The organism is Sulfitobacter sp. SK011 (assembly GCF_003352065.1).
Classification (GTDB): Bacteria; Pseudomonadota; Alphaproteobacteria; order Rhodobacterales; family Rhodobacteraceae; genus Sulfitobacter.
Genome location: NZ_CP025803.1, coordinates 49,925 through 65,535, shown reverse-complemented (window position 1 = coordinate 65,535; position 15,611 = coordinate 49,925). Strand labels below are relative to the sequence as shown.

The following is a 15,611-nucleotide window of genomic DNA, read 5'->3' as shown; positions in this document are numbered from 1 at the left end:
GGATTTGTGTTCGGCGGTAAGATTCTCACCGGGATTTTCTCTGCACGCAATCGCCTGCTCCTTGGCAAAGCTGGTCTGGACTGGCAATTGACCGCTATGGTTCCGTTACTTAGCCCAAAAAGGACAAATGCCACGTGTTCACCCGCTATGCCATCTATTACACATTGCCACCGTGCCCGCTTGCTGAATTCGGCGCGGCTTGGCTGGGGTGGGATATTGCGTTGGCAAAACGCGTGGGACACCCCGATTTGGATGGTCTCGACATCTCGTCGATAACTAAAGTGCCGCGGAAGTATGGGCTGCACGGGACGATCAAACCGCCTTTTCAGCTGGCTGAAGGTACCAACGAGCAGGCATTGAAGAATGCTTTGGCATTGCTGTGTCAGGACTTGCAGCCTGTGATGCTCGACAGGCTTATGCTGACCACGCTCGGACGGTTTTTGGCGTTATATCCTGTGGGGGATGCGGTAGAGTTGAATGATCTTGCCGCCGAGGTCGTCAAAACGCTGGACGGCTTTCGCGCGCCTTTTACCGAGAGTGAATATGCCCGTCGATGCCGCGCCAATTTGTCGCCTGCCCAGAAAGAAAACCTGCGGAACTGGGGGTACCCTCACGTTATGGACGCATTCAAGTTCCACATCACACTGACTGGCAAACTTGATAAAGTGACACTGTCAAAGGTGATCTCGGCGCTTGATCCATTGATCACGCCCATGATCCCACAGCCTTTCGTGATCAACAGCTTGACCCTTGTCGCTGAGCGGACGGACGGCATGTTTGTGGCCCTCGACCGCTATCCTCTTGGAGCAACCGAACCCAAATCCGAGGCTTAGCGAAATAACAGACCCTAAAAAGGCAGTTATCCCTTTGCACCCTGCCCACGGGCATAGACATCTTCATAGCGCACAATGTCGTCCTCGCCCAAATAACTGCCGGTCTGCACCTCGATCAATTCCATCGGTAATTTCCCGGGGTTTTCCATGCGGTGCACCGCCCCAACCGGAATGTAGACACTTTCATTTTCGCTGACCAATTGAACCGTTTCATTGATCGTGACTTTGGCGGTCCCGGCGACGACGATCCAATGTTCAGACCTATGCACATGGCTTTGCAAGCTGAGCGCCGCACCGGGCGTCACAACGATACGCTTTACCTGAAAACGACCCGCCATGATCAATGTCTCAAAGAAGCCCCAGGGCCGGTGATCCTTGGGAAAGGTATCCGCCTGTGGGATCGCGGATTTGCGCATTTCCTTGACCACATCACCCAGATCCGCGACCCGGTCACGATGCGCGACCAGAACCGCATCGGGCATGGCCACTGCGACGATGTTCTCAAGCCCAAGCCCAACCAATTGCAGCGCCTCATTATCAGAACGCAGCAATGTATCCTTGCAGTCGATGGCATAGGACGCGCCTTGTGTTGCGACGCCGTCTGTATCTATCTCGGCGTGCTGATGCACCGCATTCCAGCCCCCCAAATCAGACCAATCGCCCTTGTGTTGGATCACCGAAAGATTGCTCACCTTTTCCATGATCGCAAAATCCACGGAAATATCGGCACATTTTGCCCATGCGTCTGGATCAAGGCGGAGGAAACCCAGATCGGTCTGTGCGGCTTCTACCGCAGCGCGCACGTGCGTAAGCGTATCAGGCGCGTGTTCAGCAAAGGCATCAATCAGCGTCTGTGCCGTGTACATGAAAATACCTGCATTCCACAGGTAGTCGCCAGCGGCCAGCATCCGCTCCGCCTCGGCCAAATGCGGTTTCTCGACAAAGCGTTTCAGGGGGACAACCCCGTTGACCTTGCCGCTGCCCAGTTCGAGATAGCCATATCCGGTTTCAGGACGATCCGGCGTGATACCAAAGGTCACGATTTGCCCCGCCTCTGCGGCGGCGATCCCGCGCAGTACGCTGTCTCGGAATACATCCGCTTGGGTGATATAGTGGTCTGACGGGGCGGCCAGCATCAAACCATCAGGATCAGTCTGCGCGAGAACCAGTGCCGCCGCCAACAGTGCAGGTGCTGTATTGCGCGCCTGCGGTTCGATCAGGACGGCACCGGGATCAATGTCCATCTCGGACAATTGTTGGGTCGCGATAAATCTGAAATCAGAATTGGTGACAATCAGCGGTGCCGCAAACCCAGCGCCAGACAGGCGTTCGCTGGATTGCTGAAACAGGCTTCCTTTGCCAACAAGTGCAATGAACTGTTTGGGAAAACTTTTGCGGGACACTGGCCAAAGACGTGTGCCAGAACCGCCGCACAAAATAACCGGGGTGATATTCTTTGACGTCATCAATGCTTCCTCTGTCGCTTGGGCGAACGTTACCAAAAGTGCACGGTGCGCCCAAGCACCAGTCCACCAGACCATTAACCTCAATACTCAGCTTGCTATACGGCCAAGCATTTATCGCGATCGGCTATTGACTTGGAAGCCAGAAGCCCTGCGCAATACAGCTAAGCATAAGTCATTGAGGAAATACAAGATATGGCAAACATTAAGAACGACGGTGTTACGTTGGAGGCCATGACAACCCGCGCTGTTTCCCTCAGTGATGCGGTGCTCCGCACGCCTGTCGTACCGCTGAAAACGCCCTTGATCGGTGATCTTATGGGGGGCGGTTCCGTATTTCTAAAGCTTGAATGCTTTCAGCATACGGGAACGTTCAAAGCGCGGGGTGCGCTGTCTGTTGCGCGGCAGATACCCGAGGATCGGCTTGGTGCGGGGATCACGGCGGCAAGTGCCGGAAACCATGCAATTGCAGCAGCTTGGGCAGCACGGCAATGTGGCATGTCAGCCAAAGTTGTGATGCAGAATACCGCGAACCCCTTTCGGATTGCCCGTGCCAGGGCCGAACAGGCTGACGTGATTTTGCGCGACCCCGGACCAGACACCTTTGCCGAGGCTGAGCGCCTGTCGCGTGAGGAGGGCCGAACCTTCATTCACCCGTTTGAGGGGATCGACACTACGCTTGGCGCGTCGGGCGTCGGGTTGGAATTGATCCAGGATGTGCCTGAACTTGATGCCGTCATCGTGTCGGTTGGCGGTGGCGGGCTGATCAGCGGGGTCGCAGCCGCGATCAAGGCCGTGAACCCAAAGTGCAAGGTCTTTGGTGTTGAACCAACCGGCGCGGACAGCATGTCACGTAGCCTTGCAGCAGGTCAGCCAATTGCGCTGGACAAGGTTATGACCATTGCTGACAGCCTCGCGCCACCGATGGCCCTGCCGTTCGGCTACGCGCTCTGTGCGGCTTATGTCGATGAAATTGTGACCGTAACAGACGACCAGATCTGCGCAGGGATGGTGGTTCTGCAACAAGAGGCCAAGCTGGCTGTTGAGCCTGCGGCTGGGGCGGCGATAGCAGGGATGATCGGGCCATTGCGTGCGCGACTGCTTGGTCAAAAGATCGGTGTCGTCATTTGTGGGGCAAACATGGATGCCGCATCTTATGAGGTGCTGTTGGCGCGGGGTCGCGACCATTTGGACGAGTTGATCGCGCCGTGATCAATCACCACGGGTCAGCTCTGCAATCTTGAGGCGTTGGATCTTTCCGGATGGTCCTTTTGGCAGGTCATCCAGAATATGCACGACATCGGGTGCCTTGAAGGCACCAATCTTTTTGCTGCAAAGCTCAATCAAATCCAGATTGGTCAGAGTTGACCCTGCCTTGATCTTGACGGCCGCCTCAACCCGCTCCCCATAACTTGTGCAGGGCCGCGCAAACGCTGCCGCCTCAATCACATCCGCATGCGAATAAAGTGCCTCGTCAATCTCGCGCGGGGCAATGTTTTCGCCGCCTTTGATGATCAGTTCTTTCAAGCGCCCAGTGACAAAGAGATAGCCATCCGCATCCTTGCATCCCAGATCACCGGTGCGCAGCCATCCGTCAGGCGTGAACGACCGGGCGGTGGCGTCCGGATTTTTGAGGTATTCGAGCATGACATTTGGGCCGCGCACACAAATCTCGCCTTCCTGATCGACAGGCATGGGCTTGAGGTCATTGGATAGGATGCAAACCTCGTTGCCAAAGGCCAATCCCGGCGAGCCAATTTTGCGAACACCGGGGGGCAAAGGGTTGGACAATATCTGTGCCGCGGTTTCGGTCAGACCCATTGTCTCGACAATCGCGACGCCAAATCGCGTTTCAAACGCGGTCTGCACGTCGGGCGACAAAGCGGAGGATGCCGAGCGTCCAAAGCGCAATGCCGCGCGGGTCTTTGCATCTGGGTTGGCCTCTGCGTGCAGCAGATGCGAGATGATCGTTGGCACAACTGAAAACCACGTTGCCTTGGCAGAACTGGCGTGGTCCCAGAATTGGCTTGCCGAAAACCTGGGGCACATCGCGACAGTCCCACCCGACACAAGCGCCCCCATGAGGGTCACGCACAACCCATTGATGTGATAGATCGGCAGCACACAAAGACCGCAATCCGAAGGCGTCAAGCCATGTGCGATCGCCGTGGTCCAGCCGCCGGCAAGCAGACTGGCATGGGTGTGCACCACGCCTTTGGGCTGACCGGTTGTACCAGAAGTATACATCAGCAAGGCCTGATCGGTCGGGGCAAGATCAACCAACTGTGCGGTATCAGAGCCATTGATGTGGACCTGGCTGATTTGTCCCGGTCTGGCCGCCTGATCAAAGATCGCCTGCGCATCTTGATGTACGAAAGCGTACCGTGCCTCGCTGTGGTCCAGCGCATACCTTATGGCGCTGGTACCAGCGACAAGGTTGATCATTGTCGCGCGAAAGCCGCCGTAAAGAACGCCATAAAGCGCCAGCACACCGTCGCGGCAATTGGGCTGCATCAACGCTACACTTTCGCCTTTTTTGATGCCCTGTGCCGTGAGGTGCGCGGCAATCCGGGCTGCGTGATCCCGCAGATCGGCCCAACTCAAAGCATCATCATCACCCGCCGGAAAAACAAATGCCGGACCATCGGTTGCAGCCCGTGTATTGAGCCAATCCCGAACGGTGCCCTGTGGCGGCGTTTCAGCAGACAGGATCATGCGCCGACGTCAGCCCAATAGCCTGCGAAAATATCCTCGACCGAAGGTTCTCGTGTCGGGATTTCGCGAATGATTTTGGTGGTCTGCATGAAATGTTTCCAATGCAGATTATCATCTATCGAATTGCCGCCCCAAGACCCGCAGCCCATGGAAAGGGAAAATGGCATCCCATTGTTAAAGGCACCCCCCGTGGCAAAACAATGCGCCTGATTGACGATCACCCGGCAGGTTGGCAACACGCGGCCCAGTGCAAGTGCGCGTCCGTCGTCGGTTGAATGCAGGCCCACTGAATGACCGGCACCCTGATGCGCAAGGATTTTGGCTGTGAGAGACAATGCATCCTCAAAATCCGCAGCACGGTAAAGCGCCGCGACACGCGACAGTTTCTCGCCCGACAAAGGGTATTCTGGCCCGATCCCTGTTGTCTCAACTGCCAGAAACCTGGTGTCCGACGGCACCTCATTGGTCATACCGAGCGCGGCCAGCATCTTGTCCGCATCCTGTGCGATGACAGATCGGTTCAGATGGCCATCTGGCCAAAGTTTTGAAACTATCTGAGCTTCATCTTTCACCAGTGCGCCGCCAGCTTTCGCAAGCGCGGCGACAAACCCGTCATAGACGGCATCCACAACGACAATCGCATTTTCAGACGAGCATGAGGTTGCATTGTCAAAAGTCTTGGAGGCGGTGATTTTTTCTGCGGCAGCATCCAGATCGGCGGTTTCATCGATGATCACGGTGACGTTGCCTGCCCCTACGGCCAAGGCCGGAGTGCCGCTGGTATAAGCGCGCCTGACGTTGTTTTGGCTGCCGGTCACGACAATCATGTCGCTGATCTCAAGCAATCTCTGGGTTTTCTCTTTCGATCCTTTACCGGGGATCATCTGAACCAGCATTTTGTCTTCGCCAATCTTGTCAAATTCTGCGTGGATATACGCAAGCAATGCCACGCAGGCTGGAACGCCTTTCGGCGAGGGCGACAGTACAATGGCGTTGCCGCATTTCAGCGCATTGATGATGTTATTGGCAGGCGTTGCAGCCGGATTTGTTGAGGGCACTACCGCGCCGATCACCCCGATGGGGCGGGCGATTTCGGTGATGCCGGTTTCGGTGTTGTTGGAAATGACGCCAAAGGTTTTAGCATCTGCGATATCGCGCATCAGACCCAGAGTCTTGCGATGATTTTTGGTGATCTTGTCGGGCACATTGCCCAAGCCCGTGGTTGTCACTGAAAGCTCAGCCAGCTTGCGGTTCCGCGCAGGCTCCATGATGGCCCAGGCGGCAGCCTGTGCAGCACGGTCATAGCGTTGCTGCGATCCGCCTGCCTCAAATGCCTGCTGTGCAACACGGGCACTGGCGACAACGGCATCGACGTCGGCAAGGTCATCATGGGCATTCATTGGGCGTGTCCTAATTCAGGGTTAGTGGGGCGACCATCACCCCGCCAGCGCGGGCTGGTGGTCAGGTTTTGTCAAAGACCTGAAAGCAGTTCCTTGAGGCTTTCTTCACGCGCGGCCCACATCGCTTTGACCTCATCACGGTTCATGATGTGCATGGGCGATCCACCTGATTTCATCTTGCCGGTCACTCTGCTGTTTTCAAACATCAACGGAACTGTTGCCGCCAGCTTCTCGATGATTGCTTCAGGCGTCCCTTTGGGCACCATGATGCCGCGAAAGTTGACGGATGCGTTATCAACATCCAGCCCGGCCTCTTTCATTGTCGGTACATCTGGCAGAAATTCATTCCGCTCCAGATCAGCCACCGCGAGGATTTTGACATTCCCTGCTTCTGCGGCGCGGAACGCATCAGACAGGTTGTTGATGCCTGCCATAACCTCTCCGGCAATCACTGCCTTCATCGCTGCGGCACCGCCGCCTTTGGTCGGGATGAAGGCGATTTTCATGTCGCCCGCTTTTTCCATTTGAAGGGCCGCGATGTGGTGGCCCACAAAAAGACCGGCACCGGAGGTTGTCAGTTTACCCGGATTGGCTTTGGCAAAATCAACCACATCTTGCAGCGTGTTGAATGCGCTGTCGGCACCGACAATCAGAACTGCAGGGTCCGCACCCCAGTTGGCAATCGGTTCAAAGCTGTCTGCGGAATACTCAACGCCGCCTTTGATCGATTGGGCGATAAAGTGCGGAATGTTATAGGCACCAAGGGTGTAGCCATCGGCGTCAGCCTGTGTCGCGAACCAGTTCCATCCGACACGGCCACCCGCACCGGGTTTGTTCAGGATGGCGATGGGCATGCCCAGCGCGTCCTCGTTCCCGGCGGTCATTGTCACGATGCGGGCCTGAAAATCAGTTGCACCCCCAGCGCCATAGCTGACCATCATCATAATTGGGCGGTCTGGAAAGTTGCCATGCCCATCTGCGTATGCCGCCCCTGTCAGGCCCAAAATGGCCATTGCGGCCCCGGCTAGTAACTTCTTCATCGTTGTTTCCTCCCTGGAATGTGTGATCTGCCGCCCTTGCGGTTCAGAAGAATATCTCTCGCGGTGTGTACACTTTGAGAAGTGTTGCGAAGAGAAGGTACATAACGACCATAAAGCAGGCCGTGATGATGACGCGTTTGACCCATGATCTGACTTCAGAATGTGAATTCGGGTCATACAAACTTAGCAGAATGAAAAAGGCGATTGCGGTCGCGGTGTAAAAACCCAATCCCTTGGCCGCCCAGAAGATATAGACAAGGGCGACGATCAAGCCCGGCAGCAGGCTGGTGAATTGCCGCAGGGTGATGCCGGTGCCGACCTTTGTCCATCCAAGGCATGCTTTGACAAAGGTCCAGATGGCGAGCACGACAAAGATGGTTGCGATCAGTCGCGGAAACAGAAAGGCCTCGGATGGTTGCTGGGTATAGCTGATGTATGTGATCCACACACCAACCGCCGCCACAGCGCCAGAGGCCAGTATATGTTGAAGGCGGGGCATAGAAAGATCGCTCATGCCATGATCTCCTCTTTTGAGGTGTAGCGGCGATTGCGCAGTTCCATATAGGCCGAATACAGGATTGATGCGATCACCACTGCAATCAGGAAAATGTTCAATGGACCACCAAGGAAATAGGGCGTCATGCCATCTGTTGCATTGGCGATCATTGAGCCTTGGATAAAGTTCGCCTCTGCAATTGGACCGAGGATCAGACCCAGCACCAGAGGGGCAGCGGAGAACCCGAAGCGTTCAAGAAAATACATCATCACACCAAGCGACGCCATGACATAGACATCCCCCATCGAGCTTTGAACAGAATAGCTGCCAAAGACCGCAAGACCCATCACCACAGCCGCCATGATAGATTGCGGGACCCGCGCCACCTTGGCCGCAAATCCAGCGACATAGAGGCCAAAGATGCACATCAGTATTTGACCGATCAGCATCGAGTTGATGAATGTCCACGCCACATCGGGGTGGTTGTCAAACAGGTCCGTTCCCGGAAAAATCCCATGGATCAGCAGCCCACCCAACAACACAGCCGCCGTCGGTGAACCGGGGATAGAGAGCGTCAGAAGCGGCACCAGTGATGGCCCCACCATTGCGTTGTTGGCGGATTCAGCGGCGATAACCCCTTCTGGATGGCCTGTGCCGAACTTGTCCCGGTGGGGGCTGAATTTCTTGGACTGGTCATAGGCGACCAATCCGGCGATCTGCCCGCCCACACCGGGGATCAGACCGATGATCGACCCGGTGATCGTGCCGATGCTCATGGCCCGCTTGTTGCGCATGATCTCTTTCATCGCATCAACAACGGAATGTTTTTCGACGCTGATCACCTCGGCACCAGATGCAATGCGGCCCTTGGCGAACATCGTGATCACTTGCGGAATTGCAAACAAACCAATCAGGGCCGCAATAATATTGATGCCACCGCCCAATGCCGGATGAAAGATGAACCGTTGGGCACCCATGATGTCGTCAAATCCAATGGTCGCCAGCCACAGGCCTATGCAGCCAGACAGCAACCCCTTGACCACTGATTTGCTGTCAAGCGACCCGATGACCGTGACCCCAAGAATGGCAAGCCAGAACAAATGCGAGGGGCCAAAGGCCAGCGCCCATTTTGCCAGAACCGGTGTCAGAAAGATCAGCAGCAGCACGCCAAAAACACCCCCGACCGCAGACGCAAGGAACGACAGTTGCAAGGCCTTAGCGCCCTCGCCGTTCCGCGCCATGGTGTGCCCATCAAGTGTGGTGGCGATGTTGGCGGGCGCGCCCGGTATCTTGAGCAGGATGGCCGATACCGCACCGCCCGCGACAGTTGATGTATAGGCCGCGCCCAACAAGATCAGCCCCTGCGCGGCCTCAAGTTGAAAGGTGAAGGGGATCAACAGCGCGACCGCCATTGTGGGTGACAACCCGGGTGTCGCACCAAGGATCAGCCCGCCGATCGTACCAATCAACAACAGACCGAAATTGATCGGCGTGAACACATCACCAAAGTAAAAGATAAATTCCATCAAGTCCCCACGAACAGCGCAAAGCCGCGTTGACAATTAAGGGTAGGCAATGAAAATAGTTTTGCAAATGTTTTCATTCGTAAGCATATTTTGGGGTTCAAGTGGTTGATAAAATTACAAAGAAAGCGGATATCGTGGCAGTTGCCAAAGCTGCAAGAGTGTCGATTTCGACAGTATCGCGAAGCTATAACCACCCCGAACAGGTCAAACCGGCGACCCGCAAAAAGATTGACGCGGCAGTGCGGCGGCTGGGGTATATCCGCAATCGGGCTGCTCAGACCATGCATGGTATTCGGTCCGGCACCATTGGATTGATCGTTCCAACCATCGATCACGCGATCTTTGCCGAGGTGATACAAGCGTTCTCTGACGCGGTTGATGCCGAGGGGTTCACAATTCTGATTGCGTCTCACGGCTACGATCTTGAGCGTGAGTACGCGGTTATGCGCAAATTTCTCGAACACCGTGTGGATGGTGTCGCGCTGATTGGGCAGGAACATTCAGAAGAAACCTATCAACTGCTCGACAGTCAGGCGATCCCCGCGATGACAATCTGGAACTTTGCCGAAACATCGCGGATATCCTGTGTAGGTGCCGATAATTTTGCGGCGGGCCAGACGGCGGCAGAACATCTGATCGGTCTTGGCCACCGTAAGATTGGTCTTATCTTTCCACCGACCGGGGGCAATGACCGCGCATCAGACCGCCAAAGCGGCGCATTTGCCGCCTTGATGCAGGCAAAAATCAAGACGCCAGAACATTGGTGGATCGAAGCACCCTATAGCATCTCAGATGCGAAGAAGGCAGCACTTGAGCTTTTGCAAAGCGGCCCGGTGCCAACGGCGCTTTTGTGTGGCAATGATGTTCTGGCGCAGGGGGCAATTTATGCGGCATTCCGTTTTGGTCTGCGGATCCCCGAGGATATTTCAATAATCGGGATCGGCGACTTTAAGGGTTCAAAGGAAATGGAGCCAAACCTGACAACTGTGCGATTGCCTGCGCGTCGCATCGGTCTGCTTGCGGGTCAGCGGCTTGCCAGATCCATTGTTCATTCCGAACTGGACGTATTCCGCATCCGCTGTGATATCGAACTGATCGCGCGCGGTACCTGCGGTCGAGTTTGACGCAATGCTGAATGGCCCTTGACCTTCCAGTCACTGGAACACCTATGTAGGGTAGGAACACGCATAGGATTTCCGAAAAATGCACTCCGACACCACATTCATATTGCCCATTAAAAACATGTCCTGCGCAAGCTGCGTCGGCAGGGTTAATCGCGCGCTGGAAGGCGTGAAGGGAATATCAGCGTTTTCTGTGAACCTCGCGACTGAAACAGCGCAGGTTGAAGTGGATGATCCAGAAACATCAAAAGAGATCATCTCGACGCTGGACAAAGCCGGCTATCCCGTGGCGTCCGAAAATGTCCGATTTCAGATCACTGGCATGTCTTGCGCATCCTGCGTCGGTCGGCTTGAAAAGGCACTCCTTGCGGCCCCGGGTGTCACGCAGGCCCATGTAAATCTGGCTAACGAAAGTGCGTCGGTTGACTATGTTCCTGGCCTCACAGATCCAGAGCAGCTTGCACAAGTTGCGGCGGCGGCCGGGTATCCAGCGACTGTGCCGTCCGAACAGGCACCCACAGACCGATCGGCCGTCAAAGCCGAAGAAGCAGCACAGCAAAAACGCGGAATGATCGTGTCAGCGGTTCTTGCGGTGCCCGTTTTCATCCTTGAGATGGGCGCGCATTTGGTGCCAGCCTGGCATCACCTTATTGCCCAGACGATTGGCATGGGGACCAGTTGGTCCATTCAGTTTGTATTGACCACAATCATCCTCATTTGGCCGGGTCGCGGGTTTTTTGTGAATGGGTTCAGGGCATTGATCCGCAGGGCTCCGGACATGAACAGCCTCGTCGCGCTGGGCGCAGGGGCTGCCTGGTTGTTTTCGACGGTCACGCTGTTTTTCCCGGATGTGCTGCCACTGGCCGCGCGCGCAGTCTATTTTGAAGCGGCGGCGGTCATTGTCACGCTGATCCTGCTGGGTCGCTGGCTTGAGGCGCGGGCCAAGGGCCAGACGGGCGCTGCAATCCAAAAGCTGATCGGCCTTCAGCCCCGGACCGCACGTGTGAAAGTTGGTGACGATTGGGCCGATCGCCCCATTTCCGAATTGCGCGTCGGCGATGTGTTTCTGGTTCGCCCCGGAGAGCGGCTTCCGATTGATGCAACGGTGGTGTCTGGTGGCAGTGATGTTGATGAAAGCATGATCACAGGCGAACCGATGCCAGTCACCAAAACAACTGGCGATCTGGTGACGGGTGGCACGGTCAATGGGCTGGGCAGTTTGACCTGTAAGGTGATGCGCATTGGCGATGACACCACCCTGTCCCAAATCATTCGGATGGTTCAGCAGGCCCAAGGCACCCGCTTGCCGGTGCAAGGGTTGGTCGACCAAATCACCATGTGGTTTGTTCCTGCCGTTCTGATTTTGGCCGCCGTGACAATAGTGATCTGGTTGATCTTTGGTCCTGATCCAACCGTGACATATGCGCTTGTCGCGGGGGTTTCTGTGTTGATCATCGCGTGTCCCTGCGCAATGGGGCTGGCTACGCCGACCTCCATCATGGTGGGAACAGGGCGCGCCGCTGAACTTGGGGTGCTGTTCCGGCAGGGGGACGCATTGCAGTCGCTTAGCGCAGTTGATGTCGTCGCGTTTGACAAGACTGGGACACTGACGGTCGGTCGGCCCACTTTGACGGATTTGATAGTGGCCGAGGGGCAGAACCCACAAGATGTTCTTGCCCTTGTTTCGGCTGTTGAAACCTTGTCAGAACATCCCATTGCACAGGCGATTGTGGCGGCAGCCAAAGCGCAAAACCTGACGATCCCTGATGCGGAAAGCTTTCAGGCGATCACCGGGCAGGGCGCGAAAGCAACCGTCAGCGGAAGAAGTATCATCGTGGGCAACGCACGCCTCATGGCGGCGAGCGGCGTTGATGTGTCTGAGGTTGAGGCGGACGCAACTGCATTGGCAAAAAAAGGGCAGACAACTGTATTTGCCGCGATAGACGGCCAGATCGCCGCTCTTGTCGCGGTCTCGGATCCCATAAAACCGGACAGCGCCGCAGCAATCAAAGGACTTAAGGCCCAAGGTCTGCAAGTGGCGATGATCACCGGCGACGGCGAAAATACGGCCCAATCAGTGGCCCGCGAGCTGGGTATTGATCATGTTGTCGCGAACGTCCTGCCAGATGGAAAAATGGCGGCACTGGACCACCTGCGCAGCGCGGGTCAAAAGATCGCATTTGTCGGGGATGGGATCAATGATGCACCGGCACTCGCCCATGCGGATATTGGCATTGCCATCGGAACCGGCACAGATGTTGCGATCGAAACGGCGGACGTTGTTTTGATGTCAGGAAACCTGTCAGGCGTTGGCACCGCGATCACCGTCTCTCACAGCGTGCTGCGCAATATTCGGCAAAACCTGTTCTGGGCATTTGGGTATAATATTGCGCTTATCCCGGTCGCTGCAGGTGTGCTTTATCCAATGTTCGGTATTCTGCTGTCACCGGTCTTGGCCGCTGGGGCCATGGCATGTTCATCCGTTTTTGTTCTAACCAACGCGCTGAGGTTGCGCAGTATTGAGGGTTCAAAATGAATATCTCTGAGGTAAGCAAGGCGACCGGACTGCCCGCCAAGACCATTCGGTATTACGAAGACATCGACCTGATCCGTCCGATGCGGCAAGCCAATGGATATCGCGCGTTTCGCGAGACGGATCTTCACAAACTAGCCTTTGTTGCACGGGCAAGGTCTTTGGGCTTTCCAGTGGAAAGCTGTCGCAGTTTGCTGGCGCTTTACGATGATGAAACGCGTGCAAGTGCTGACGTCAAACAGATCGCGAAATCCCATTTGACAGAGATCGACCAAAAGCTGGCCGAACTCACAGCGATGCGCGATACCTTGCGTGTTTTGGTCAAGGCCTGCGCAGGCGATGATCGGCCGGATTGCCCGATCCTGCGCGATCTGGCCGCGCCCCGTTAAAGCGTCGCAAGCACCTTGATCGCCTCGGGCAGGGGATAGTGATGGTTGCCCACGAACAATCCATTGTCATCGATGTAATCCGCATTGCTCAGCGTGTCGTGTATTTCAAAATCGAAATAGTCCATCACTTCATTCTTGGCAAAATTCCCGGCGACAATCGGGCGGCATTCAAACCCTGCCGCCGATAGATCACGCACCATCTGGGCGCGTTCGCCCATATGCGTATCGCGCAGGACCAGCGAAAATCCAAACCAGCTTGAATTGCCAATCTCACGTTGGATCATGAAACGAGGATGATCCGACACCGCCCCCTGAAGCAGCGCCCCGTTGGCGCGCCGCCCCGCAATCAGGCCTGGCAGTTTTTTGATTTGCTCACGGCCCAGCGCCCCGGACATCTCCAGCGGGCGCAGGTTGTAGCCCGGCAGGACAAACCGAAAGCTTTCCTTGAACGGATCATCGCTTTTTTCGCCTGTCACATGATTGAATTTCGGCAAATTACGGGTCCACCCGTGGGCGCGCAGGGACAACATGATATGGTAAAGTTCTTCATCATCCGTGACGACCATACCTCCTTCCATGGTGGAAATATGGTGTGAAAAGAACGATGAAAATGTCCCCATAACGCCAAAGGTACCTGCCTGTTTGCCCTCAAACGTGGCCCCCATGGATTCGCAGTTGTCCTCGATCATCACGATGTTGCGGCCATCGGTCAGGCGTTTGAGTGCTGCGAAATCATTGGGATTGCCTAACAGGTTCACCACCATCAACGCGCGCGTGTCATCCGTGATCGCAGCCTCAAGTGCGGCCAGATCATAGTTCAGTGTTTCCCGGTCGATATCCACAAACTTCAACCGCAATCCATATTGGCAAAGCGGGTAATAGGTGGTCGACCAGCTGACTGCGGGCACGATGACTTCATCGCCGCGTTCAAGTTTTAGGTCTGTGTTCTTGGTGAAAAACAACGCCGCCGTCATGAGCAGGTTGGCGGATGATCCGGAATTCACCATCACAGCATACTTGCTGCCAAAAAGCGCTGCGAATTCTTCCTCATAGGCGCGTACCTCTGGCCCCATTGAGAACATGTCAGAGGCGATGACCCGGTCAAGTGCTGCGAATTCCGCCTCGTCCCAGGATGAAGTGGCCAAAGGGTACTTGAACGTCATTTTGCGTGATACTCCAGATAATGGCGATAGGTTTGTGAGATGCCATCGCGCAGTGTTGTCGGTGCGCTCCAACCCCAATCGCTTTGGCGTGCTGTTGAGCAGAGTTTTTGTTTCATGCCGACCGGGCGGGACAGATCATGGGTAAATGCCCCTTGCCAGCCGATTACATCCGCAACAGTCGCATAATAGTCATTGATCGAATGGTCATGGCCCAGCCCAATGTTCATGGCACCGGGCAAGCCGCCGGGATTTTCAACTGCTTTCCAGACGGCGTCAGCCAGATCGCCCGCATACATAAATTCACGCCGCGCCGTGCCATCACCCCAGATTTCAACCGTCGCATCGCCGGTCAGTTTGGCCTGATGGACCTTATGGATGATCGCGGGCAAAAGATGCGAGTTCTTCGGGTCAAATTTGTCATACGGACCATAAAGGTTGCAGGGGATCAAAGTCTTGTACTGCGCCGCCGCATCTTCGTGCCGGATATAATCACAAAGCCGCATTGCCATGATCTTGGCCAATGCATATCCCTCATTGGTCGGCTCCAGCGGCCCGGTCAGGATCATTTCCTCACTTAGCGGATTTTCGGCCTGGGCAGGGTACATACAGGTGGAGGCGAGGTTGATCAGGGCCCCAACACCCGCTTGTCGCGCGCCCATTATCACATTGCGGCCCATCGCCACGTTTTCCTCAAGAAACGCTACTGGATGGGCCATGTTCGCCTGAATGCCGCCTACACGCCCTGCCGCATGGATCACCAGATCAGGTTTATGAGCGTTTATAAAAGCCGCTACAGCGTTTGCATAGCTCAGGTCCAATTCCGCACTGCGGGGCGCAAGGATATCCCAGGCAGCAGCGCATGCGTGATCCTGAATATTGCGGCCCACCATGCCGCCGCCGCCGGTCAGCAGCATTTTGCCTTTGCTGCCCAT

Annotated in this window: 13 protein-coding genes; 5 read left to right on the top strand and 8 right to left on the bottom strand. The window is 55.7% G+C overall.

The annotated features are described in order from the left end of the window. The first annotated feature begins 134 nt into the window (after window positions 1-134). Entirely contained in the window at window positions 135-833 is a 699-nt protein-coding gene (locus C1J02_RS00280; protein ID WP_114876626.1) for a DUF1045 domain-containing protein, read from the top strand. 26 nt (window positions 834-859) lie between these two features. On the opposite strand, the gene C1J02_RS00275 is transcribed toward C1J02_RS00280, so the two are convergent. Next, a complete protein-coding gene (locus tag C1J02_RS00275; RefSeq protein ID WP_114880269.1) occupies window positions 860-2,299 on the bottom strand; it encodes a mannose-1-phosphate guanylyltransferase/mannose-6-phosphate isomerase in 1,440 nt (479 codons plus the stop codon). 192 nt (window positions 2,300-2,491) lie between these two features. Here C1J02_RS00275 and C1J02_RS00270 point away from each other — a divergent pair, with 192 nt between their 5' ends. Further along, complete coding sequence (locus C1J02_RS00270; RefSeq protein ID WP_114876625.1) at window positions 2,492-3,508, top strand: threonine/serine dehydratase; 1,017 nt, start codon at window positions 2,492-2,494, stop codon at window positions 3,506-3,508. Here the strand turns inward: C1J02_RS00270 and C1J02_RS00265 are convergent, their stop codons facing one another. The 5 genes from C1J02_RS00265 to C1J02_RS00245 all read right to left on the bottom strand — a co-directional run bounded on the left by C1J02_RS00265 (window position 3,509) and on the right by C1J02_RS00245 (window position 9,473). After that, a complete protein-coding gene (locus C1J02_RS00265) occupies window positions 3,509-5,011 on the bottom strand; it encodes an AMP-binding protein (RefSeq protein WP_114876624.1) in 1,503 nt (500 codons plus the stop codon). Further along, entirely contained in the window at window positions 5,008-6,411 is a 1,404-nt protein-coding gene (locus C1J02_RS00260; RefSeq protein WP_114876623.1) for an aldehyde dehydrogenase family protein, read from the bottom strand. The genes C1J02_RS00265 and C1J02_RS00260 overlap by 4 nt, the downstream gene beginning before the upstream one ends. Window positions 6,412-6,482: 71 nt before the next feature. Continuing rightward, on the bottom strand, window positions 6,483-7,451 hold the full coding sequence (locus C1J02_RS00255) for a tripartite tricarboxylate transporter substrate binding protein (protein WP_114876622.1): 969 nt from the start codon (window positions 7,449-7,451) through the stop codon (window positions 6,483-6,485). A 43-nt stretch (window positions 7,452-7,494) separates the two neighbouring features. Then, window positions 7,495-7,965 carry a tripartite tricarboxylate transporter TctB family protein gene (locus C1J02_RS00250; RefSeq protein ID WP_114876621.1) on the bottom strand — a complete coding sequence of 157 codons (471 nt, stop codon included), beginning with the start codon at window positions 7,963-7,965 and terminating at the stop codon, window positions 7,495-7,497. After that, window positions 7,962-9,473 (bottom strand): tripartite tricarboxylate transporter permease, encoded by a 1,512-nt coding sequence (locus C1J02_RS00245; protein WP_114876620.1) that lies wholly within the window; start codon window positions 9,471-9,473, stop codon window positions 7,962-7,964. The genes C1J02_RS00250 and C1J02_RS00245 overlap by 4 nt, the downstream gene beginning before the upstream one ends. A gap of 101 nt (window positions 9,474-9,574) precedes the next feature. On the opposite strand from C1J02_RS00245, the gene C1J02_RS00240 reads away from it, so the two are divergent. The 3 genes from C1J02_RS00240 to cueR all read left to right on the top strand — a co-directional run bounded on the left by C1J02_RS00240 (window position 9,575) and on the right by cueR (window position 13,516). Then, window positions 9,575-10,597: a LacI family DNA-binding transcriptional regulator gene (locus C1J02_RS00240; protein ID WP_114876619.1), complete on the top strand. Its 1,023-nt coding sequence runs from the start codon at window positions 9,575-9,577 to the stop codon at window positions 10,595-10,597. A gap of 79 nt (window positions 10,598-10,676) precedes the next feature. Beyond that, window positions 10,677-13,130: a heavy metal translocating P-type ATPase gene (locus tag C1J02_RS00235; protein WP_114876618.1), complete on the top strand. Its 2,454-nt coding sequence runs from the start codon at window positions 10,677-10,679 to the stop codon at window positions 13,128-13,130. After that, window positions 13,127-13,516 (top strand): Cu(I)-responsive transcriptional regulator, encoded by a 390-nt coding sequence (gene cueR, locus C1J02_RS00230; protein WP_114876617.1) that lies wholly within the window; start codon window positions 13,127-13,129, stop codon window positions 13,514-13,516. Before C1J02_RS00235 ends, cueR begins: the two co-directional genes overlap by 4 nt. On the opposite strand, the gene C1J02_RS00225 is transcribed toward cueR, so the two are convergent. Next, window positions 13,513-14,679 (bottom strand): DegT/DnrJ/EryC1/StrS aminotransferase family protein, encoded by a 1,167-nt coding sequence (locus C1J02_RS00225; RefSeq protein WP_114876616.1) that lies wholly within the window; start codon window positions 14,677-14,679, stop codon window positions 13,513-13,515. The genes cueR and C1J02_RS00225 overlap by 4 nt on opposite strands. Next, the gene (locus C1J02_RS00220) at window positions 14,676-15,611 is read right to left on the bottom strand and encodes a GDP-L-fucose synthase (RefSeq protein ID WP_114876615.1); all 936 of its coding nucleotides are present in this window, start codon (window positions 15,609-15,611) and stop codon (window positions 14,676-14,678) included. The genes C1J02_RS00225 and C1J02_RS00220 overlap by 4 nt, the downstream gene beginning before the upstream one ends.